Source organism: Pseudomonas sp. P5_152, from assembly GCF_033989915.1.
Classification (GTDB): domain Bacteria; phylum Pseudomonadota; class Gammaproteobacteria; order Pseudomonadales; family Pseudomonadaceae; genus Aquipseudomonas.
The window spans coordinates 3752675-3775802 of record NZ_JASFAH010000002.1 but is presented as its reverse complement, the minus strand read 5'-3'; the positions used below and the strand labels follow the sequence as shown (position 1 = coordinate 3775802).

General features: G+C 63.2%; 15 protein-coding genes. 7 read left to right on the top strand and 8 right to left on the bottom strand.

The genetic code is table 11. From position 1 onward, the window contains the following. Positions 1-105: 105 nt before the first annotated feature. Entirely contained in the window at positions 106-2442 is a 2337-nt protein-coding gene (gene pbpC / locus QMK50_RS17025; protein WP_413787324.1) for a peptidoglycan glycosyltransferase PbpC, read from the bottom strand. A 126-nt stretch (positions 2443-2568) separates the two neighbouring features. Here pbpC and QMK50_RS17020 point away from each other — a divergent pair, with 126 nt between their 5' ends. Beyond that, positions 2569-2862 (top strand): hypothetical protein, encoded by a 294-nt coding sequence (locus QMK50_RS17020; RefSeq protein ID WP_095170186.1) that lies wholly within the window; start codon positions 2569-2571, stop codon positions 2860-2862. A gap of 34 nt (positions 2863-2896) precedes the next feature. Here the strand turns inward: QMK50_RS17020 and QMK50_RS17015 are convergent, their stop codons facing one another. After that, complete coding sequence (locus QMK50_RS17015) at positions 2897-7798, bottom strand: alpha-2-macroglobulin (protein ID WP_320333555.1); 4902 nt, start codon at positions 7796-7798, stop codon at positions 2897-2899. Between the two features lie 178 nt (positions 7799-7976). On the opposite strand from QMK50_RS17015, the gene QMK50_RS17010 reads away from it, so the two are divergent. Then, positions 7977-9326, top strand: coding sequence for an MATE family efflux transporter (locus QMK50_RS17010; RefSeq protein ID WP_320333554.1), 1350 nt, complete (start codon positions 7977-7979; stop codon positions 9324-9326). A 27-nt stretch (positions 9327-9353) separates the two neighbouring features. Here QMK50_RS17010 and QMK50_RS17005 read toward each other — a convergent pair whose 3' ends face one another. The 6 genes from QMK50_RS17005 to QMK50_RS16980 form a co-directional block, all read right to left on the bottom strand. Then, positions 9354-10139 (bottom strand): DUF4123 domain-containing protein, encoded by a 786-nt coding sequence (locus QMK50_RS17005; protein ID WP_095170183.1) that lies wholly within the window; start codon positions 10137-10139, stop codon positions 9354-9356. Next, entirely contained in the window at positions 10136-11683 is a 1548-nt protein-coding gene (locus QMK50_RS17000; RefSeq protein ID WP_320333553.1) for a type VI secretion system Vgr family protein, read from the bottom strand. Before QMK50_RS17000 ends, QMK50_RS17005 begins: the two co-directional genes overlap by 4 nt. A 233-nt stretch (positions 11684-11916) precedes the next feature. After that, the gene (gene speA, locus QMK50_RS16995; RefSeq protein ID WP_159993549.1) at positions 11917-13830 is read right to left on the bottom strand and encodes an arginine decarboxylase; all 1914 of its coding nucleotides are present in this window, start codon (positions 13828-13830) and stop codon (positions 11917-11919) included. 222 nt (positions 13831-14052) lie between these two features. After that, positions 14053-14424 (bottom strand): translation initiation factor Sui1, encoded by a 372-nt coding sequence (locus QMK50_RS16990; RefSeq protein WP_095170180.1) that lies wholly within the window; start codon positions 14422-14424, stop codon positions 14053-14055. Between the two features lie 201 nt (positions 14425-14625). Next, on the bottom strand, positions 14626-15183 hold the full coding sequence (locus QMK50_RS16985) for an NUDIX hydrolase (protein WP_320333552.1): 558 nt from the start codon (positions 15181-15183) through the stop codon (positions 14626-14628). A 3-nt stretch (positions 15184-15186) separates the two neighbouring features. Beyond that, complete coding sequence (locus QMK50_RS16980) at positions 15187-16254, bottom strand: DUF2333 family protein (protein ID WP_095170178.1); 1068 nt, start codon at positions 16252-16254, stop codon at positions 15187-15189. Between the two features lie 285 nt (positions 16255-16539). Here QMK50_RS16980 and QMK50_RS16975 point away from each other — a divergent pair, with 285 nt between their 5' ends. The 5 genes from QMK50_RS16975 to accC all read left to right on the top strand — a co-directional run bounded on the left by QMK50_RS16975 (position 16540) and on the right by accC (position 22769). Next, complete coding sequence (locus QMK50_RS16975) at positions 16540-18210, top strand: response regulator (protein ID WP_095170177.1); 1671 nt, start codon at positions 16540-16542, stop codon at positions 18208-18210. Positions 18211-18262: 52 nt separating this feature from the next. Further along, entirely contained in the window at positions 18263-20224 is a 1962-nt protein-coding gene (locus QMK50_RS16970; protein ID WP_320333551.1) for a methyl-accepting chemotaxis protein, read from the top strand. 206 nt (positions 20225-20430) lie between these two features. Then, the gene (gene aroQ, locus QMK50_RS16965) at positions 20431-20883 is read left to right on the top strand and encodes a type II 3-dehydroquinate dehydratase (protein WP_159993541.1); all 453 of its coding nucleotides are present in this window, start codon (positions 20431-20433) and stop codon (positions 20881-20883) included. A gap of 48 nt (positions 20884-20931) precedes the next feature. Further along, entirely contained in the window at positions 20932-21393 is a 462-nt protein-coding gene (gene accB / locus QMK50_RS16960) for an acetyl-CoA carboxylase biotin carboxyl carrier protein (protein WP_095170174.1), read from the top strand. Between the two features lie 17 nt (positions 21394-21410). Further along, on the top strand, positions 21411-22769 hold the full coding sequence (gene accC, locus QMK50_RS16955; RefSeq protein WP_095170173.1) for an acetyl-CoA carboxylase biotin carboxylase subunit: 1359 nt from the start codon (positions 21411-21413) through the stop codon (positions 22767-22769). Positions 22770-23128 lie beyond the last annotated feature (359 nt).

Here is a 23128-nt window from a genome sequence, read left to right as displayed (position 1 = left end):
GATGACCGTAGGAAGCAAGCTGTCGCTACGCGACAGATCGCGGGCAAGCCCGCTCCCACAGGCTCCGCCGTATTCAGCACAGCTCCGTCTGCTCACGCTGGCGCTCTAATCGACGACATTGAACTCGACCCGCGCCGTCTGCCCGCCCTCATCCAGCACGCTCAATTCAACCCGTCCAAGCTGTTCGAAAGTCGCGTTGATGCTGTCCTGGTTTGCGCTGTCACCCAGCGGTGCGCCGTTGACGAACCACCAGCGCCGACCGCTGCCCCCCAATGCCGACAACTTCAGGCGCAGCAACTCCTGGCTGGCCGCCGGGCGCCGTAGTTGATCACCCTCGCGCACGCCGACGATCGACAACGGTGAGGATGCCGCCAGCAGCGGACCCGGGCAGTCCGGATCGTTGGCCGGCAAGCGCGCTTCGCGCCGTTCGACCCGCGGCAACCAAGGCTCCAGCGGTGCCGGCCACAAGGCGATATCCCGGGCCACCGCCCCCGGACACTTGGCGTCGACTCGCAGCCCACGCTCGTTAACCCAGACTTTTTCCACCAGGCCCACGCCCAGGGGCTGGTCCATGGCTTGCAAGGTCGGCGGCGTGGTGCCGTCCAGGGTCCAGGCGAAGCGCTGGCGGCGGCAGTTGGGGTCTGTACGGCTCATGGGCTGTCCCAGGGGCCAGCAGATCGCAGCCACCCCGACGTTCAAGGGCACCGGCTGCACCGGGGCGCTGATGCCACGCTGACTGTCACGGTTGATCAGCACATCGTGTACCTGCAGCATCAGCGGTGCCGCCGAGGCCAGGCCAAACTGCCCGGGCACCGGGGTGCCGTCCGGGCGGCCGATCCAGATGCCGATCAGGTAACGCGGGCCGACGCCAATTGCCCAGGCATCACGAAAGCCATAGCTGGTGCCGGTTTTCCAGGCCAGCACCGGCCGCTGCACCAACTCGGCTCGCGGGTCACGGTCGGGGCGCGCCTGCCCACTGAGAATGCGCCGCACGATCCACGCCGAACCCGGCGACAGCAGCGGTCGTTCGCGCAGTTCGTCGTCGGGCTGCAAGCGGATAGTGGCGCTCTTGCCGCCACGGGCAAAGGCGCTGTAGCCGCTGACCAAGTCCTCCAGCCGGCTCCCGGCACCGCCGAGGATCAGCGACAGGTTGGGCTCGGCCAGGGGCGGCAAGGCCAATGGCATGCCGCCGATGCGCATTTCGGCGGCAAAGCGTTTCGGGCCGTAGGCTTCGAGCAACTGCACCGCCGGCAGGTTCAAGGAAGTCGACAGCGCACTGCTGGCCGGCACCGGGCCGCTGAAGCCCATGGAGAAGTTGCCCGGGCGGTAATCGCCATAACGCCGGGGCACGTCCTGCAGCAGCGACTCGGAATGGATCAGCCCGGCGTCCATGGCCATGCCATAGAGGAACGGCTTGAGCGTCGACCCCGGCGAGCGCAGGGCGCTGATCATGTCGACATGGCCGAAGCGCCGGGGGTCGTTGATGTCCACCGAGCCCAGGTAGGCACGCACTGCCATGCTTTGTGCCTCGACCACCAGAATCGCCGCCGAGGTGTGCTCAGGCAAGCGCGCGCGCCAGCCCAGCAACAGGTCCTCGAGACGCCGCTGCAAATTAGCGTCGAGGGTGGTGCGAATCAGCGGCGGGCTGTGCGGGCGGTTCAAGCGGCGCGCCAACAAGGGCGCCAGGCTGGGCTCCAGGCGGGGCGCCAGCAGCAAGGGTTCCTCCAGGGCCTCGTCGACCGCCGACTGCGGCCACACGGCAAATTCACCGAGCCGGCGCAGCACCTTGTCCCGCGCGACTTGTGCGCGGGCCGGATGGCGGTCAGGGCGCAAGCGACTGGGCGCTTGTGGCAACACCGCAAGCAACGCCGCTTCGGCGTGGGTCAGGTGCTGCGGAGACTTGCCCAGATACGCCCAACTGGCGGCGGCCACGCCTTGCAAGGTGCCGCCGAACGGTGCGCGATTGAGGTACAGGTTGAGAATCTGCTCCTTGGACAAATGCCATTCCAGCTGGGCCGTGCGCCACAGTTGCCGCGACTTGCCCAACAGCGTCCGCGGATGGGGATCGAGCAGACGCGCCACCTGCATCGACAGCGTGCTACCGCCGGACAACACCCGACCGCCGCTCAGGTTCTGCCACGCCGCCCGGCCCAGCGCCAGCGGGTTGACCCCGGGATGCTGGTAGAACCAACGGTCTTCGTAGGTCAGCAAGGCGTCGAGGTAATAGGGCGAAACTTCGCTTGTCTGCACCGGGTAACGCCACACGCCGTTGGCATCGGCGAAGCGCCACAGCGGCGTGCCGTCTTCGGCCAGCACCACCCGCGCCAGATCGTCCTTGGGCAGGGGCAACGGCCAGAGCCGGTCGGCCAGCCACACCAGGACCACCAGCAGCACCACGCTGCCCAGCAGCCAACGCCACGCCCGCTTGCACCACGAACCCAGGCGCCGCGTTAGTATTGGAAAAATCAAACCCGCAAACCTCTATGCTTCAAGGGAACTCACCCACAGATTCAACAGCCAAAGACTCAGTTCTGGCACCCACGCCCACTCTTTCATCAGGATGCACACATGCAGGTAGAAAGCTTTTTCGAATGGCTCGGCCAGGCGCTGGGGTCGGTCATCCGCTTCATCGTCGACATACTCAGCGGGTTGTTCAACACCTTGAGCCACGCTGGCGGCAACTTTGTCGAAGGGCTGTCACAGGCGCTGGGCATGGACACGTCGATCGTCAGCATCCTTGCGCTGGTGGTCGGCCTGTTGCTGCTGTACTCGGCCATCCGCGCCTTCATGCGCGCCTCGATCATCGGCGGGATCATCTGGCTGGTATTGGGGTTATGGGTGTTGAGTTGGGTGATTCACTGAACCACCCAACCCCTCGTAGATAAAGCCGCAGCATTCAACGGCCTTTGATTACCATCTCTGGCAGCGTCTCACCCACCGCCTGCCAGTTCGGCCGGTACATCGACTCCACTTGCGGCGGCGGTACACGATAGGTGCCGGGCGTGACCGCCCGCGCCAGATACAGCAGGTGCGTGGTGCCATAGCCGTCGAGGTTCAACGCTGCGACGTAACGATCGTCACGGAACTCCTGGTGCTTGAGGCTGGCGTTCTGCATCGACTCACGCCACTCCTTGACCTTGCTGCTGGCGTTTTCCAGGCTCGCAGCGCTTTGGGCCAGGTTCTGGTTTTCCAGTTCCAGGCCGGCCGGCAACAAGTCCACCACCAGGGCATCCGGCACGCGCTGCTTGGCGCTGACGGCGATATGCACCAGTACCAGGTCGCCGCTGGCCAACGCCTTGAGGTCCAACGGCTGGCCGTTCATGCCCAGGTACTCACGGCGAATGCTCAGGTTCTCGCCACCCGGCGCTGGCGCCTGCTGTGGATAACCGGAGATGGTCAGCTGTTGATAGACCGGCTCGCTGCCGGCATTGCTCAGCGTCAGCGGCGAGGCCAGCAACGGTCCTTGCAGCTTGAGCCCAGGCTGGGCGTTGTTCAGCTCACGGGTTTGCGTGCCACTGCTCAACTGCGCAGTCCAGTTGGCTTCAGGCTTGCCCAGCAAACTACGGCCGGCGAGGAACAGCGAGTTGCGCTCCTGGGTCGACAGGTACGGGCTGGCAGCCAACTGGTCGGACAGCTCGAACAAGCGCTCTTCGCGCTTGCCCTTGTCCAGGTCGTATTCCTGCAGCAACGCCAGAATCAGCGCCTGGTCCCGCAGCGGGCTGCCGTAGTCGGCCAGCCAGTCGTTGGCCTTGCGTGTCGCCGCAAGCCCCGCGACCAGCGCCTGCGCGGCGCGTGGTTGATCGCCCATGAGCTGCAGGGCCACCGACAATTGCACCAGTGGCAACCCGGAACGGGCATCGCTGCGCCGCTCGAACAGACTGCGCAGCGCGCCCAAAGGTGCCTGTTGGCTGCGGGCCAATACCAGGCCGGCATAGGCCTGCACCGCAAACCGCGTGTGCTCGGCGTTTTCGCTGTAGTCGACTTCGATCAGGTTACGCTCCTGCAGGTAACGCAGCAGGCGCTCGTTGGCTTTTTTCAGGGCATCGGCCGGCACGCCGAAACCCTGGTCGCGGGCGCGCAGCAGGAAGTCGGTGACGTAGGCTGTCAGCCAGTACTCCTCTTCCCCGTCGGCCCCCCACAGGCCGAAGCTACCGTTGTAACGCTGCATGCCCAGCAAACGTTCGATGCCCAGTTCGATCTTGCGCTTGCGCGCAGCTTCCGGCTCGCCTTCCAGGCCCAGGCGTTTCAGGCTCGCCGCGTCGGCATACAGCGACGGGTACAGGCCGCTGGTGGTTTGTTCGGAACAACCATAGGGGTAGGCCTTGAGTGCACGGATCTGCTCGCCCAGGTTCAGCGGTGGCCGGCTCGACAGGCTGAGCAAGGCTTCGCGCCCGGCCGGTTCGAACAGTGCCAGTTCACTGTCAGGCAGGCTCCAGGGTTGCTCCTTGAGTACCGCGCGATAGTGCTTGAGCAGCGCCGGATAGGCCGGCCGCACGCCCAGGGTCCATTCCCGGGTAAACGGCGGCAGGCTCTCGCCCGGCAGGTCGAGGCCGTTGACCAGCACCTTGACCTTGCCCTGGCCAAAACCACCGAGGGCGCGCAGGGGAATGCGCAAGGTGGTGCGCTGGCCCGGGGTCAACGCCACACTGTGGGCCGCCGTGTCCACCAGGGCCAGTTGGCCCTCGGTGCTCAGTTGCACCTGCAGCGTCTGCGCCTTGCCCGAGAGGTTCGACAGATCCAGCGCCAGGCTGGTCTGGTCGCCGCCAGCGAGGAAGCGTGGCGCCGAGAGTTCGGCGATCAAAGGCGCGGCGATCACCGTCTTGGCTTCGGCCATGCCGTAGCGATCCTCGGTCCAGGCCTGGGCCATCAAGCGCAGTTCGCCGTTGAAGTCCGGAATATCGACACTGACCTGACCTTCGCCCTGCTCGTTGAGGGTAACCGGTGCGCTCTGCAGGGCGACAATGGTCACGCTGGTGTCCGGGCGTTTGCCGCCCTTGGCCAGCGCCGCATCACCACCAAAGGCCAGGCTGGCCAGACGGCCTTGGCCGGCTTCGATCAATTGCCCGTAGACGTCCAATTGGTCAGCGCCGTAGGCCTTGCGTCCAAACAGGCTGGAGTAGGGATCCGGGGTCGGGTACTCGGTGATATTGAGGATGCCGACATCGACCGCAGCCAACAGCACGTGCACTTGTTTTGGCACGCTGCCGTCGGCATTCCTGGCCTGGATCTTCACGCTCAGCGGCTGTTTGGGGCGCATTTTTTCCGGTGCGCTCAGGCTCAGGCCAAGCTTGCGCTGGGTCCGATCCAGCGGCAAGTGCAGCACGCCGACCGCACGTTTGGGGGTGACGTTGGCCTTGCGCTCACCGGGACGAATCACCAGCGCGCTGACATACAGATCGTGCCGCGACCATTTCGGATCGAGCTTCACGGCAAAGCTCTTGCCCTCGGCCGGCACTTCGATTTCCTGCCACCACAGCGGGCCATCGGCCGACTCCACCAGCAGGTAGCCTTTGCCGGCCGCCGGTGGCGTTACCGTGACCGTGGCCGTGTCGCCATCGGCATAGGCCGGTTTATCCAGCGCCTGTTTCACTTGGTCCGGACGCACTGCTCCGCCTTCGGCGTTGTCCTGGGCACGGTAGCCGGCCCAGAAGCGCAGGCTGCTGGTCACCCCGGTCTGTGGGTCTTCGACTTCCACCCGGTAAGGGCCCCACTCCACCGGGAAGCTGACCTTGGCCGTGTCACCGGCCTTGATGCTCAGGGTCTCTTCGGCAAGGTTGAGGAACTTCTCGTTGAAGTGATAGCTCCAGCCATCGTTGTCCGAGTAGTTCCAGTAGTAGTCGCGGCGCTCGCGAATCAAGCGCACCTTGAGGTTGTCGGCGGCCAGCTTCTGGCCCTGGTTGTTGGCCATCAACAGTTCGAACTCGACCGGACCATCGCCGTCGGTTTCCTCGCCATCGAACAAGGCGCGCAGCCCCGGCATGCGCTCGGCCGGCCACACCGGTTGCACCACGCGCCGGGTAATCGGCCGGCCACCGGACTCCTGCAGGCTGGCCTGGACGATCAGTTGCAGCGGTGACTTGGCTTCGGCCCATTTGCTGTCCAGGGAGATCAGCACTTCGCCGTCTTCGTCCAGCGCGGTTTCCTCCAGCTCCAGGTCCTGGCTCAGCTCCTCTTCGGTCACCGAGCCGAATTGATAACCCGGCAGGCTCTTGACCGCCTCACGCAGCGGTCGCACGTACACCTGGCCACTCAAGCGATTGCCGGCGGCCGGCGCGCCGTAGAGATAACGACCATTGACGCTGATTTGCGCGGTGTCGCCCGGTTTGATCGGTTGCTCGCTGCCTTTGAGTTCGAGGGCCAGGCGTTCGGGCAGGAAGTCTTCGACGAGAAACTCGTAGAGTTGTGGCTTGCCGTCGCCCAGGTCGAACACCAACTGCCAACGCCCGGTCGGCGCTTCGCCGGCCAGTTGCAACTGATACTGATACAGGCCGGAGGCATCGGCGTCCCAGACGAACTTGCGACTGACCTGCTCGTCCGGGCGCCGCACTTCGACACTCACCGGCTGCGGCTTGACCGCGTTGCCGTCGGCGTCGCGCAGCAGGGCGTTGAGCAACACGGTTTCGCCGGGGCGGTAGAGATCCCGCGGGCCGAACACGAAGAACTGCAATGGATGGGATTGGGGGCCGCCGATGTTGAACTCGGCCAGGTCCAGCGCTGCACTGTTGAGTCGCAGCAGGCTGGTCTGCTGGCCCTGGTGGGCGAGGAGCACTTCGGCTTTTTTCGGCAGCGGCAACTGAGCGTGGCCGCCCTGCCCAGTCTTGCCCTGGCCGACCACGCGGCCGTCGCTGTCGAGCAACTCCAGGCTGACATCGTCCAGCGCCTTGCCGCCCTCCAGGGCTTGGGTGAACACGTCCAGGCGGTTCTGGTAGCGGTGCACCGAGAGGCCGATGTCACTGAGGGTAAACAGGGTCGCAGGTTGCGAATAGTTGTACGTGCCCGAGGCGCGCATGACCGCCAGGTAGACGCCCGGTTGCTGCAGGGGCTTGAGGCCGGCGATCGGCAACAGCAGGGTTTCACGGGTGTTGCGCGCCGGGTTCAGGTCAAAGCGGCCGCCATACACCAACTCGGCCATGGGCAGCAGTTCACGGGACTCATAGCTTTGCAGGCTGTTGTTGCGACCCCATTGGGCGAGGAACGCTGGCAGCGATTCGGATTTGATCCGGAAAAATTCGACGTCGACCTTGTCGACATTCAGGGCAATCACCGGCAGGCCTTCGGCCAGGCGCGTCGGCAGCAGACTGCCACGGCTGGCAAACCCTACGGTCGGTTGCAGGTCGCGGGTTTCCAGGCGGCTGACATATTCGCCGGTCAGCTTGGCGTCGTTGACCGCCAGCAATCCGGCATCCACCGTCAGCACCAGCTTGCGCTGCGGCTCAAGGTGACGCAGGCGCAGCTCCATCAGGTTGTCGGAAAGCTCCCAGGCACCATCGACCTTGCCGCTTTTGCTGTCGACCAGGTGCAGCTTGTCGGCGAATTTCTGCTGGGGGTCCAGCGGCACCGAAAAGCTCACCGACAGGGTGCTGGCACCGTCGAGCTGGATTTCCGAGACATCCACCACGCTCAACTCACGGCCGGCGTAGCGCTGCTTCAGCGCCGCCAGGTCTTGCCCGGTGTGCGTCTTGGCGGCGCTGACCGTGGCCGCCGGTGCGGAGCTGGCCGGGGGTTGGCCGGGAGTCGATGAATCGCAGGCGCTGAGCAAGGTCAGCGCAGCGGCCAGAAACAATCCTTTGTTAAGCATGGGGCACTCGTGGGCAGGAGTATCGAAGGGTTGAACTATAGCCCAAGCGCTTGCCGGGCTGGAGTGATTGACCGACGGTTGGGTGTTTGGTTCTGCGCCCGGGAGCTGATCGCCGCTGATCCCGAACCACCGCCCCTGCGGATCTGCCGCTACAATGCCGCTCGCCCAAGGAGCCTGCATGTCCACCCTGATCAACGACTGGCGCGACCGCCCGACCCACCGCCGTGTCTGGGCGCTCGCCGCGCCGATGATTCTCTCCAACCTCTCGGTGCCGTTGGTGGCGCTGGTCGACAGTACCGTGATCGGCCACCTGCCCCACGCCCACCAACTGGGCGCCGTGGCGGTCGGTGCCAGCCTGTACACCTTCCTGGCCTGGGCCATGGGTTTCCTGCGCATGGGCTCCACCGGGTTCGCGGCCCAGGCCGCCGGACGCGGGGACGGCGCGGCCTTGCGCCAGATCTTGCTGCAGGGCCTGCTGCTGGCGCTGGGGCTGGCCGTGCTGCTGGGCAGCCTGGGCGTGCCACTGAGTGGCGTGGCGCTGCACTTCATGCAGCCGTCGGCGGAGCTCGAACACCTGACTCGGGAGTTTTTCCACACCCGGCTGTTTGGCTTGCCTGCGGCCCTGGCCAGCTATGCGCTGGTCGGCTGGTTCCTCGGCACCCAGAACGCCCGCGCGCCACTGGCGATCCTGCTGACCACCAACCTGGTGAACATTGCCCTCAACCTGTGGTTCGTCATTGGCCTGGAGTGGGGCGTGGTCGGCTCGGCCCGGGCGTCGGTGATCGCCGAATGGACTGGCGCCCTGCTCGGCCTGGCCATGACCCGCAGCGCCCTGCGCGCTTTTCCCGGGCATATGGCCTGGGCGGCCCTGGCGATCTGGCAGAGCTGGCGGCCGCTGCTGGCGGTCAACCGGGATATCTTCATCCGCAGCCTGGCGCTGCAGTCGGTATTTTTCATGATCACGGTGCAGGGCGCCCGACTCGGTGATGCGACGGTGGCAGCCAATGCCCTGTTGCTCAACGGCCTGCTGTTGACAGCCCACGCCCTCGATGGCCTGGCGCATGCCGTGGAGGCGCTGTGCGGCCACGCCATCGGCGCCCGTGATCGCCAGGCCCTGCGCCGTTCGCTGGTGGTGGCTTGCGGTTGGTCCTTGATCGCCAGCACTGGCTTCGCCCTGTTGTTTCTGTGTGCCGGGCACCTGTTCATTGAAATGCAGACGAATATCCAGAGCGTGCGCGACACCGCTTTCAGCTACTTGCCTTACCTGGCCGCCCTGCCCCTGATTGCGGTCTGGAGCTACCTGCTCGACGGCCTGTTCATCGGCGCCACCCGTGCGCGGGAAATGCGCAACGGCATGCTGTTGACCGTGGTCATCGTCCTGCCGTTCGCCTGGGCCCTGCAAGGCCTGGGCAACCATGGCCTGTGGCTGACATTCCTGCTGTTCATGTTGCTGCGCAGCCTGACCCTGGGCGTATTCGCCTGGCACCTGCGCAACAAGGACCAATGGTTCACCGGCCACACGCAGTGAACCACCGTACTGGCGCAGACGCCGGCTTCAAGTCGGATCGTTGCGCCAGTGCTGACGCAGGCTGTCCAGACGCTCCTGCTGAGTGCCTCCCGGCAGAACCACCTGCAATGTGGCGGATGGGTATTGCAGGCGCAGGCGCAACCAGCCGTCCAGCACCGCGTGCTCGGTGAAGCCCTGTTCCAAGCCTTCCTCGAGGCAGCACCAGATCACCCCATAATCATGTCCAGTGGCCCGGCACCACGACCAGGCATGGCGCTCCAGCAAACACGTCTGCAACTTATCCTGCTGGTGCTGGCTGAGGTTGTCTTCGATCGCCAGCTCACTTACAGCCCGGCGCGGATTGACCATCTGCTGCCACCCCAGGCTGCCCATGGCCCGATCCGCCCAGGTGCCGCCGTACCAGTACAACCGGTCGATCGGCCCCAACCAGCGGCTTAACTCACTGGCGTCGCGGGCATCGAAGAAGTAGCTGGCGGTCCAGGGGTTGTAGTAGCTCAACAGGCCCTTGTGATGCAGGCCGAAGGTCACCGTGAGCATGCGCCGCAAGTGCTCGAGCAACGGACCTGCCGACACCGAGGTCTGCAACAGGAGCCCAGGCCAGTCTTCCGGCTGATCATGGACACAATCGGCCAGCCGCGCGTGGCTCGCCAATTCGATCACCTGCGGCCCCTGCTCGCGCAACCCATGCAGGTCGGTGTTGGCAAACAACGCGTGCCGCACCGCGCCGGCAAAGCCGTGCTGCAACCGGCTGCAGGCCTGCGGTGCGGCGGGTATGTCGAGCAACAGCCATTGCGCTGTGCGAGTCAGGCTCATGCTGCACCACTCAGGCCATCACCTGTCGCCGTGCGACACACGCAGATGAACTGGCGGCAATGGCTGTAGCTGCCACCACCGGGCAGCAGGCACAGCAACACCAGCGGCTGACTGGTGCGCAGCAGGGTCAGCAAGTCCTGGGCCGCGATCGCGGGCACTTCCTCCATGGTTGCACTCGGGGTCTCGACCGTGGGCGGTTCCATGGCCTTGAGATGAATGTTCGGGCTGGACAGGCGCAAGGTTTCACCGTCGAAACTCACTTCGCTGCAACCGACCTTGAACTGCCGTTCAACGCTGGGGCCAACGGCCTGTGCCGGCCCGGGCGACACTTGCAGCTGTTGCTCGCTCCCCATGAATGCTGCCGCACTGATCTGCAGTTGCAAGCGTGTCGCAGGCGAGCCGGTAGCGGCCAGGTTATCCCCGGTCTGCAGTGGCGTGACGAGCACGCCACAGATCAAGGGCTGGTCCGGATCACCCTCGGTATAGCTGACGTACACCTCCACACCTGTCCTGAGAGCGTTTATCGCCTGGACAGATAAATGCGCAGACACCGGCAACCAGCAATGACTGGGACGACCGCCCTCGCCCTGGTACAGCCACTCCAGTTGCACCGCGATCCGCTGCTGCGCATCACGGTGTTGGCCGTCCACGCTCACCACCCAGCCGAGTTGCAGGCTGCTCATGCGCGGTTTCGCCGGCGATTCGGCTGGCACGTACGGCACGCCCCACGGAATGGCCCGCAGTCGATTGTGATAGTGCGGCACGTCGTGCTGGCTCGCGCAATGTTCGACCCGGATGATCAACCACTGGCCAGTGCCCTCGGTGCTGGGGTGTCCGGAGCAGGATAAAAGCCGCCCAGCGCGCACTGTGGGCCGCTCGGTTGCTGCCTGCACATGGATGCCGTCCGCTTGCGCATGCACTGCAAATCGCCTGACACCGGCGGCACCTTCAACCCCGAAGCTCAGCGTCTCGGCCACGCAGTGGTGCTGCCCGCAATCGCTAAACACCAGGCAATGGCCTGCTCGGCGGTGCCGGAAGTGGTAGTCAATCGACTGCTGGCCACACAGGCGCTGGACAAACGCCAGGTCGGATTCACGGTACTGAGTGCAGAACTCCAGTGCCGGATACTCACCGCGCAATTCGAATCGGCAAGCCTGCCCGTCAATGCCGTGCTCACTCAATACCTGGGCGAGGATCTGCGGCACCGACAATCCGCTGAATACACGCTGGGTGAAGCGACGTGCCAGACAGGCCAGTCGCGGGCCCAGGGTCACACGCCAGAGGCCAGGTTGTGCTTCATCGTGAAGCGGCACCAGGCCCTGGATCTGTCCATGAATGCCGCTGACCGCCGTGCCGAAGCACAGATAGGCCGCGCGAAACATCAGGCTGGACAGGTCCAACTGGCGCTCGTCCAGGTGCAAGTCCAGCAGGAACTCAAAGGGTTGGCTGATGGCTTCGCTGCCGCTTAACGCGACCACGACCAGGGGCTGGGGTTGACCCGCTATCTCCAGACGAAATGACGGCTCGTAAAGGGGATCGAACATCGGCTTTTCTCTACAGGAGGGGCGGCCGGGGATTCTCGCTGAGAGACATGGCCGAGTAGAGTGCCGAAATACAACTTGGGAAATGGACTACATGAAATGAGGAAGCACCATCGTTGATAGTGCTACACCATTAAAAATCGCTGAAAAAACTAGGAATCGCCTTACCAGACCATCCGAATTTTCCGCAAGACGCGGAACATTTTCAGACAGCCTGGTTTCAGCGGTTCGTTACCTCAGGAAGACAGGTACGAAGAACGAGTCAGGCCCAGGCGCAGTGCGTCGAGGAACTGGGTACGCTCGGCAGCGGTGATCCGCGCACTGGCGACTTTGTCGCGGTAGTGAGTCATCAGCTCTTCCGGCGACAAGTGCACGTAGCGCAGCATGTCCTCGATGGTGTCGTGGGTCTCGATCCCAGCGTGATAAACACTGCCGTCGGCATTCTGGTAGATGTTCACCGAGTCGGTGTCACCAAACAGGTTGTGCATATCGCCGAGGATTTCCTGGTAGGCGCCCACCAGGAAGATCCCCAGCAGGTAGTCTTCACCGTCCTTGAGGGCATGCACCGGCAGGCTGGTCTCGATGCTCTGCTCGTCGACGTACTGCTTGATCTTGCCGTCGGAGTCGCAGGTCAGGTCTTGCAGCACGGCGCGGCGCAGCGGCTCTTCGTCGAGACGGTGCAGCGGCAGGATCGGCAGGACCTGGCCGATGGCCCAGGTGTCCGGCAGGCTCTGGAATACCGAGAAGTTGCAGATGTACTTGTCGGCCAGCTTGTCGTTGAGTTCGTCGAGCACCTGGCGGTGCGAGCGCTGACGGGCCTTCAACGAGTTGTGCAGGCGACGGCAGACGGCGAAGTAGCATTGCTCGGCCAGGGCTTTCTCGGCCAGGGTCAGCTTGCCATCGGCGTACTGGGCCGCCACGTCGCTCATGTAGTGAGTGGCGCGCCAGTAGGTTTCGGTGACCATCTCGATGTCGGTCGGACCCAGCAGGTCCACCAGCCATTGCACGGTTTCCGGCAGCGCTTCCTTGTTCTCGATCTGCGGTACGTCGTCGTTGTGTTTCTCGACGTCGGTCACCTGCACCACCAGCATGGCGTGGTGGGCGGTCAGGGAGCGGCCGCTTTCGGAGAAGATGTTCGGGTGTGGCAGGCTCTGCGCGTCGCAGAATTCCTTGAGCATCCCGACCACGACACCGGCGTAATCGTCCATGTCGTAGTTGATCGAACTGGCGTTACGCGAATGCGTACCGTCGTAGTCCACACCCAGGCCGCCGCCGACGTCGATGTGGTCGACCGGCAGGCCGAGGTTGCGCAACTCGCCGTAGTAACGGATTGCTTCCTTGAAACCGTGCTGGTAGTCCGCCAGGTTGGCGATCTGCGAACCCATGTGGAAGTGCAGCAGGCGGATGCCCTGGTCCAGGCCAGCGGCGCGGAAGCGCTCGACCACCGACAGCAGTTGCGCCGCCGACAGGCCGAACTTGGATTTCTCACCACCGGTGTCCGCCCACTTGGACGAAGCCAGGGACGACAGGCGTACCCGCAGGCCGACCTGTGGCTTGACCTTGAGCGAGGCGGCTTCTTCGATCACCAGGCCGACTTCGGATTCTTTCTCGATCACGATGAATACGTTGTGACCGAGCTTCTGGCCCATCAGCGCCAGGCGGATGAACTCACGGTCCTTGTAACCGTTGCAGACGATGGTGCCGCCCTTCGGCGCCAGGGCCAGCACGGCCAGCAGCTCAGGCTTGGAACCGGCTTCAAGGCCGATGGACACATCCTGGGTAGCGATGATGTTCTCGATCACCGCTTCTTGCTGGTTAACCTTGATCGGGTACAGGGCGGTGTATTTGCTCTGGTATTCCAGGCGCTCGATGTTCGCATCGAAGGCGCCAGTCAACTGACGCACGCGGTCTTGCAGAATGTCCGGGAAACGGACCAGCAACGGCAAGGACAGGCCACTTTTGCGCAACTGGTCGACTTGCTCGAACAGGTCGATAGGCGAGCTGCTCGGACCGTTCGGACGAACTTCGACGCGACCGGCGTCATTGATCGCGAAATACCCGGCCCCCCAATGGCGAATCCCGTAAACACTGCGGCTGTCCGCAACTGTCCATTGGCTGCCATCGTCTTTGCGTGTGCGTCGTACGGACATCGAAGTCCCCTATAAATGAAGTCAAAGAGCGCCACCCGGGTTGAGGGCTGGCGCAGCTTAAAGAATGAAAATGACGATTAGCCTGCAACGAGGGGATAGACCTCGAATGCAGCCCTGAGTTTAGAAACCGGTCAGAACAGGCTCTGTGAAAACCATGGAGACGCTGCCGACGCTGATCGGGATCAGGCCTGCGTCAAGTCGGAGTGGTCTTCACAGAGGCTGCTAGCCGCCGGATTTCTTCGCTTTGAAACCGTGCTTGATCAGCTCTGCCAAGAGTAGCTCGACATGATCGCCCTGGATTTCGATGACCCCGTCCTTCAACGCGCCGCCGGTACCACAGCGTTTCTTCAACGTCGTGGCCAGGTCCTTGAGCGCGTCTTCGGCCAGCGGTACGCCGCTGATGGTGGTCACCGTCTTGCCGCCACGGCCCTTGCTTTCGCGGCGCACGCGCGCGATGCCATCACCGGCCGGGATAACGGTTTGTTGGCAGATACAGGCTGCCACGGGCTGGCTACAGTCCGGGCAATGTCGACCTGCGTCGGTGGAAAATACCAAGCCACCAAGGGCGGCGAAGGATGCGGCTTTTTTGGCCACCGGCAATCCTCTTGGGAGGACAAAGACTGGTCGCAGCCACGTTGGCACGGGCTATCGACCGCGAAGCCCCACTCAGGCAGGGGCAGCGCTACTGGAACGGTACAACAAGCATTTCACTGTAGGAGCGGGCACTCGCTCCTACAAAAGGTCGCGCAGTGTAACGACAAAAAGCTCACTTGCTAAGAGCCAATCGGCGCCAATTTATGCATCTTTTGCGACGTCGATGCCGCGCACCCGCAGATAGCGTTTCAAGGCCGCCAAAGAGTCCGGGCAGTAAGGCTTTTCGCTGATTTCCTGCATGACCTGGGCAAGGGGGATAAAACGCGCCTGCAGCACCTCTTCCGGCTGCAGTATCAAGGGCCCGTCCCAGACCGCCGAAAACGCCGCACACCACAGGCGGCTGTCGGTGTCCTCGAAGAAAAAATGGTCGTGGGCGGTCAGTTCCACCCCGCTAACCCCCAATTCCTCCGCAAGCTCCCGGGCCGCCGACTCGGCGTAGCTTTCATCGGCACCGACCATGCCGCCGGCCGCCACATCCCAGAATCCGGGATAGAGCGCCTTGCTGAAGGTGCGCTGATGCACGCACAACTCACCGCAGGAGTTGAACAGCATGATGTAGGTGCCGCGCCCGATCAGCCCGCGCTCGCGCAACTCTGAGCGCACCAGTGAGCCGAGCAGGTGGTCCTGCTCGTCGACCCAGGCGATCTGCTCGGCATCCGAGGCCGCACGGTGCGCGGCCTCCCGGGCTTGATCAACCATGACTCAGCCCTGGTTGAGCAGCTGACGCAGGTCGATCACCGCTGCGTTGGCCCGCGAAATGTAGTTGGCCATGACCAGCGAGTGGTTGGCCAATGGACCAAAACCGCTGCCATTGAGGATCATCGGGCTCCAGACTGGCTCCTGCGAGGCTTCCAGCTCACGAATGATCTGGCGCACGCTGACGGTGGCGTTCTTCTTGGCCAGGACATCGGCAAAGTCGACTTCGATCGCCCGCAGCAAGTGCGACAGGGCCCACGCCTGGCCGCGCGCCTCATAGAACACGTTGTCGATCTGCATCCACGGGGTTTCCACCACTTCCTCGTCGACCTGCGGCACCTGGCCTGGGGCCACGACTTCGGTTTTCAGCGAGGTGTTCAGCTTGACCCGGCCGACACTGGCCGACAGGCGTTGCGACAGCGAACCCAGGCGGGTGCCGACATCGCCCAGCCAGTTGTTCAGGTTGTCGGCGCGGGCATAGAACAGCGCGTTCTTTTGCGAAGGGTCCGACAGGCGCGCCTGATAGCGGGTCAGGGAGTTGATGCCTTCCTGGTATTCCGACTCACTGGAAGGCAGCACCCAGCTCTTGTTGTCGAAGTTGAAGCGCGGCTCGGCCTTGGCCAGGTCGGCGTCTTCAGCCGACTGCGATTGCGAGCGGGCAAAGTCTTTGCGCAGGGCCCGGGTCAGGTCGCGGACCTGTACCAGCACTCCGTATTCCCAGCTCGGCATGTTGTCCATCCACAGGCCCGGCGGGAACCGGTCGTTGGAAATGTAGCCGCCTGGCTTGTTCAGCAAGGTACCGGCCACCGACTTCAGGGTTTCCACCGTGGTGTAGCCGACGACCATCTGCTTGCCGTCTTTCTCAGCGGCGATCTGGGCGTTCTGCTGGACCGGGAACAGCGCAGGCTCCTCGCTCCAGTACCAGCCCAGGCCGATGGTCACCAGCAGATACAGACCGATCAGCGTAGCCAGCGCACGGCTGAACAGCAGGCCACCCAAATAGCTGCGGGTGTCCGACTTGGGTTCGGCGGCGCGCTCGGGCGCGCTGCCTGCACGGTTCTTCCAGTCCAGCATGGCGATATCCTTTCAATCACTTGAGTTCATCGGTTCGACCACAACCCTACTCCATCGTGCCTCGCCAGCAGCGGATTAATCCTGCCCTGGCACGGCGCCGCATGTCTGGCGGTCGAGCGAGCACTATAGATGAAGCAGAGCCACGAGCCTACGAGACCAGTCGGTCATAAACTGAATGGAGTCGCTTTGCACAATATTGACTGGCGACACTCATGCAACTGGAAAGTGGTGCTAGCATAGAGCCACCACTCGACCTCAGCATGCACCCTCACTAGTAGTCAGGATATGACCGAGCCAGAAGACCCCAGCCGTGAGCGCCTCAAGCAGCACTTTGCCCAGCGGGTAATTCATCAGGCACGTCAGATTCTTGAGATTTGGCAGCGCCTGCAAGGCAGTGAGTGGTCGACAACCGACCTGGCGGAGCTCAGCGAAGCCAACCTGCGCCTGCTACGTTTCGCCGAGCGCTTCGAACAGCCCGAACATACCCAGTTGGCGCACGGTATCAACCAGTCCCTGCAGGCCGTCGACGCCAATCGTGGACGCTTGAGCAGTGGCCTGATCAGCGACCTCAACCGCTTGATGCAACGCTTGTCGCGCACCGGCCTGCGCCAGGGCGACCAGCTCGAGCAAACCTATCTGCCACCCTTGCGCAAGCCGGTGTACGTATTGCTGCAGGATCACGACCGTGCCGAACGCCTGGCCAAGCAGCTGGAGTTTTTTGGCCTGAGTGCCCAGTCCCTGGACAGCGTGGCGGCGTTTCGCGCGGCGATGGTCGAGCGCCTGCCGAGTGCGATTGTCATGGACGTCGATTTCGAGGGCCCAGGCTTGGGCCTGCAACTGGCGGCCCAAGCCCAGGAAGGCCTGGAGCACAAGCTGCCGCTGCTGTTTTTCAGCCTGCTGGAAACCGACACGCCGACGCGCCTGGCCGCGGTCCGGGCCGGCGGCCAGGAGTTCCTCACCGGCACCCTCGAGGCTTCGAGCCTGCTGGAAAAGATCGAAGTGCTGACCTGCATCGCCCAGTACGAACCCTACAAAGTGCTGATCATCGACGACTCCCGCGCCCAGGCCATGTACACCGAGCGCCTGCTCAACAGTGCCGGGATCATTACCCGCACCTTGATCGAGCCGATCCAGGCCATGGCCGAGTTGGCGGACTTCCAGCCCGACCTGATCATTCTCGACATGTACATGCCGGCCTGCACCGGTACCGAACTGGCCAAGGTGATCCGACACAACGACCGTTATGTCAGTGTGCCGATCATCTACCTGTCGGCCGAGGATGACCTGGACAAGCAACTGGACGCCATGAGCGAAGGGGGCGACGACTTCCTGACCAAGCCGATCAAGCCGCGCCACCTGATCACCACCGTGCGCAATCGCGCGGCCCGGGCCCGCAACCTCAAGGCGCGCATGGTCCGCGACAGCCTGACTGGCCTGTATAACCACACCCATATCCTGCAACTGCTCGAAGACTGCAGCTTCCGCGCCCGCCGCGAGAACAAGCCCTTGAGTTTTGCCATGCTCGACATCGACCACTTCAAGCGAGTCAACGACAGCCACGGCCACCCCATGGGCGACCGGGTGATCAAGAGCCTGGCGCTGTTTCTCAAGCAACGCCTGCGCAAGACCGACTTCATTGGTCGTTATGGCGGCGAAGAGTTCGCCATCGTCATGCCCGACACCGATATCGAATCGGCCTACAAAGTACTCGAGCAGATCCGTCGACGCTTTGCCGAGATTCACTACCCAGCCCAACCGCAAGACCTGTGGTGCACCTTCAGCGCCGGCGTGGTCGACCTGAGTGAAGACAGCGACAGCCTGATGATGGCCAGCCAGGCAGACGAAGCCCTGTATCGCGCCAAGGCGGCAGGTCGCAATCGGGTGCAGGCTGCGCAGCAATCAAGGCAAAGTGCCACTTTTTCCACGGAAACCACCGATTTGGTCATAACGCTGTAATACGAACGCAATAACTTCGGGCGCTTACCATTCTGTCGTCGGTAGAAACCTGATGCGCCTGAAGTGGCTGACCAATCTCAATACCCTGCTGTTAGTGGCGGTGTGCCTCGCACTCGGCACCACTTTGTGGTGGTCGCAAAAAGCCCTGGAACGTCCTTATCTGTTGATGGAGCGTTACCTGGGACTCTCCCAGCAGTTCCAGAACCAAGTGGCACGCAAGATCGAAGACTACCTGCAAAGCGGCGACGCCTTGCGCCTGAGCAGCGCCACCCAGGCGATTACCACGCTGCAACAAGGCCTGGATGAAATGCCCCCCGAGCTGGCGCAAAGCCTGCGCCCAAGCCTGGCCAGCCTCGAGGCGTTCAGCAACACCGAGCTGCTGGCGGCGGGCAAGCTGGCTGGAGATCCACAAGCGCTGCTGCTGCAAGCGGAACGCGAACTGGGGGCCAGCCTGGAGCAACTCGGCCAGTACGCCACCGCCAGCCCCGGCCCGGAATCCGCCGCTTACTTGCCGGCGTTGCTGGCGGCGGCCCAACACCTGAGCAAGCTGTCCCTGGCCCGGGACAAATTGGTGAGCAGTGGCCGCAGTGAGTTGGCGGTCGATGTCGAGCGTGAAGTGACCAACATCCGCAGCCAGGCCGGCCTGATCGACGCCTTGCCATTGCTCGGCGTGGCGAGCAGCCAGGCGTCGAACAGCGACGACTTCGCCGCGATGATGGGTCTGCAAGGCAACGAACAAACGGTCGCCGAAGATGCCGGCACCGGCTACAAGCGCGAATTGGCCAGCCTGCTCGCCCGCTACCCGGCTGAACTGGCCCGAACCCGCGAACAGATCCGCCAACGCAGCGAACTGAGCGCCGCCACCCACCTGAAAATCGACGCCGTGCAGCAGGCCATCGCCGGGCTGGAGCCCGTGGTGCGCGCTCAGCATGGGCAGATTCAAGGCGAAGTGCGCTTGCTCCAGGGCGCGATGATCGGCCTGATTCTGTTGATCGCCCTGCTGATCGACACTCTGCAAAGACGCCTGGCACGAGTCCTGAGCAACCTGGCACCGGCCTTGTCGACCTGGGCCGAAGGGGATTTCAGCGCCGACATCCACTTGGGGGCGACCAACCGTGAACTGCACGACATCGAGGCATCGCTCAATCGCCTGCGCGCCTACCTGGTGGATCTGGTGGGCACCATCCGGCGCAACGCCGAACAAGTCGCCGGCAGCAGCCGTGTGCTGGCCGAACTGAGCAACGAACTGCACAGCGGTGCCGAGCATCAGGCTGGCGACACCGCGCTGATCCGCGACTCCCTGGGCGAGCTGGAAGCCACTATCGTGCAAGTGGCCGGCGATGCCAGCCAGGCGGCCGACGCCAGTCGCCATGCCGGCTTGGCAGTCGCCCACGGGCAGCAGGTGATCGGCATGAGCCTGACCGGGCTGCACGCGCTGGTCGACGAGGTCCAGGGCAATGCCCAGATGATCGAGCACCTGGCCGAGGAATCAGCGACCATCGGCGGCGTGCTGACAGTAATTCGCTCGATTGCCGACCAGACCAACCTGCTGGCCCTGAACGCCGCCATCGAAGCCGCCCGCGCCGGGGAAATGGGCCGTGGTTTTGCAGTGGTCGCCGAGGAAGTTCGCTCCCTGGCCCAACGCACCGCCGGCGCCACCGCCGAAATCCAGACCCTGATTGCCGGCTTGCAACAGGCGGCGCGCTTGTCGGTGGACGGCATGCGCGCCCAGGTCGAGCACGCCGAGGCCACCGCCAGCCAGGCGCAGGCGGCTGACGGCGCCCTGGATAAAATCGTCGATGCGATCCAGACCATCGCCGATACCGCCGTGCGCATCGCCGATGTCACGGCCCAGCAAAGTGGCGCGGTCAGCGAAATCCGTGATCACAGCGAACGCATTCATCAACTGGGCGGGGACAATCTGCTGCGCATTGGCCAAGGGCGCAGCCAGGGCGAGAACCTGTTGGTGCTGGGTGGGCAACTGCATACGGCAGTGCAGGCCTTTCGTGTTTGAGCGACCTGTTGCAGGCGCTTCGCCTGTCGCCGGGACTTCGCCGAACGTGCAGCCATCTTGAATGACCAGATTTAATCAGTTGGTCATATACTTCGCGCAATCATCGGTAATCGTGCTGGCTATTGCAGAGAACTGGACAGTCATATTTGCTTTGCGGCATAGTCGCCGGGTTCTGATAACTACGCATAGATCACAAGGAACAGCAGATGGCGACCCTACTGGTGCTGCACGGACCCAACCTGAACCTGCTCGGCACCCGTGAACCGGGCGTCTACGGGGCTGTGACCCTGGCCCAGATCAATCAGGACCTGGAACAGCGGGCACGTAACGCCGGCCATCATTTGCTCTACCTGCAAAGCAACGCCGAGTATGAATTGATCGATCGTATTCACGCAGCTCGTGTCGAGGGCGTGGACTTCATCCTGATCAATCCAGCAGCTTTTACGCATACAAGTGTCGCATTACGTGACGCGCTGCTGGCGGTGAGCATCCCATTCATCGAAGTGCATTTGTCTAACGTGCACAAACGCGAACCTTTCCGCCATCACTCTTACTTCTCCGACGTAGCGGTGGGAGTGATCTGCGGCCTTGGCGCCAGCGGTTATCGACTGGCCCTGGAGGCCGCCCTGGAACAGCTTGAAAGACCGGCAACGGCTTGAACAACAAGCGTTAAACGCCCCTGACCGACCCTTGGGAGTTGATGATTCATGGATATCCGTAAAGTTAAGAAACTGATCGAACTGCTGGAAGAGTCCGGCATCGACGAGCTCGAGATCAAGGAAGGCGAAGAGTCCGTACGTATCAGCCGCCACAGCAAGACTCCAGCCCAGCAGTACTACGCTCCGGCGCCAATGGCTGCACCTGTTGCCGCCCCGGTTGCTGCAGCGCCTGCTGCTGCCGCTGCACCTGCCGCTCCGGCCGCACCCGTGCTCAACGGCACCGTGGCCCGCTCGCCAATGGTAGGTACCTTCTATCGCAAGTCTTCGCCGACTTCGCCGTCCTTCGTTGAAGTAGGCCAAAGCGTGAAGAAAGGCGACACCCTGTGCATCGTCGAAGCCATGAAAATGATGAACCACATCGAAGCTGAAACCAGCGGTGTGATCGAATCCATCCTCGTTGAAGACGGCCAGCCGGTTGAGTACGACCAACCGCTGTTCACCATCGTTTGAACCGCGGAGTGCCTTTGATGACTGCGAAGTTGGAAAAAGTCCTGATCGCCAACCGCGGTGAAATTGCCCTGCGGATCCTGCGCGCCTGCAAAGAGATGGGTATCAAGACCGTCGCCGTTTACTCCAAGGCCGACAAGGAGCTGATGCACCTGGGCCTGGCAGACGAATCCGTTTGCATCGGTCCGGCATCGGCCGCGCACTCTTACCTGCACATCCCGGCAATCATCGCCGCAGCCGAAGTGACCGGCGCTACTGCCATTCACCCAGGCTACGGGTTCCTCGCGGAAAACGCCGACTTCGCCGAACAGGTGGAGAACTCCGGTTTTGCCTTTATCGGCCCGAAAGCTGAAACCATCCGCCTGATGGGCGACAAGGTTTCGGCCAAGCACGCCATGATCGCTGCCGGCGTACCCACCGTTCCAGGCTCCGACGGCCCGCTGCCCGAAGACGAAGAAACCGCTCTGCGCATCGGTCGCGAAGTGGGCTACCCGGTGATCATCAAGGCCGCTGGCGGCGGCGGTGGTCGCGGCATGCGCGTGGTGCATAAAGAAGAAGACCTGATCTCCTCGGCACAACTGACCCGCTCCGAAGCAGGCGCGGCGTTCGGCAACCCGATGGTCTATCTGGAAAAATTCCTGACCAACCCACGTCACGTGGAAGTCCAGGTGCTTTCCGATGGCCAGGGCCACGCCATCCACCTGGGTGACCGCGATTGCTCGCTGCAACGTCGCCACCAGAAAGTTCTCGAAGAAGCGCCGGCACCGGGCATCGACGAGAAGGCTCGCCAGGAAGTCTTCGCCCGCTGCGTCAAGGCGTGCATCGACATCGGCTACCGTGGCGCCGGCACCTTCGAGTTCCTGTACGAGAATGGCGCGTTCTATTTCATCGAAATGAACACCCGCGTTCAGGTTGAGCACCCGGTTTCGGAAATGGTCACCGGTATCGACATCGTCAAGGAGATGCTGAGCATCGCCGCTGGCAACAAGCTGTCGTTCACCCAGGATGACGTGGTCATCCGCGGTCACGCGCTGGAGTGCCGGATCAACGCCGAAGACCCGAAAACCTTCATGCCGAGCCCGGGCACGGTCAAGCATTTCCACGCGCCAGGCGGCAACGGCGTTCGCGTCGATTCGCACCTGTACAGTGGTTATGCCGTTCCGCCGAACTACGACTCGCTGATTGGCAAGCTGATCACTTACGGGGCAACCCGTGACGAAGCCATGGCGCGCATGCGCAATGCGCTGGACGAAATCGTGGTTGACGGGATCAAGACCAACATCCCGCTGCACCGCGACCTGGTCCGCGATGAAGGCTTCTGCAAAGGGGGCGTGAACATTCACTACCTCGAGCACAAGCTGGCGGGCGAGAAGCACTAAGCTTCGAAGCTGCACCTGACAAAGCCGCCTTCGGGCGGCTTTGTTGTTTCTGCACCATCCACCTTGTGGGAGCGGGCCGGGGTGTTGGATTAGACCGAGTGCATATCCATTTTTGCGGTAACGGCCTCCTATGGTTCCGCCTGACGGCGGCTCACTTTTGAACAGCCGGAATGCCGGCCCAGGCAAAAGTAAGCAAAACGCTTTTACCCCACCACTCGGTGCCTCGCTTAGGCTCGGCATGCCCGTACTCCGACATTGATTTGGGGGCCGCCGCAATGGGCCATCCCTGGCCCAGTGCGGCTAAACCGGCGTCCTGCCGGTTTACCCCCAAATCAATATCGAAGTACGGCCAGCGTGGT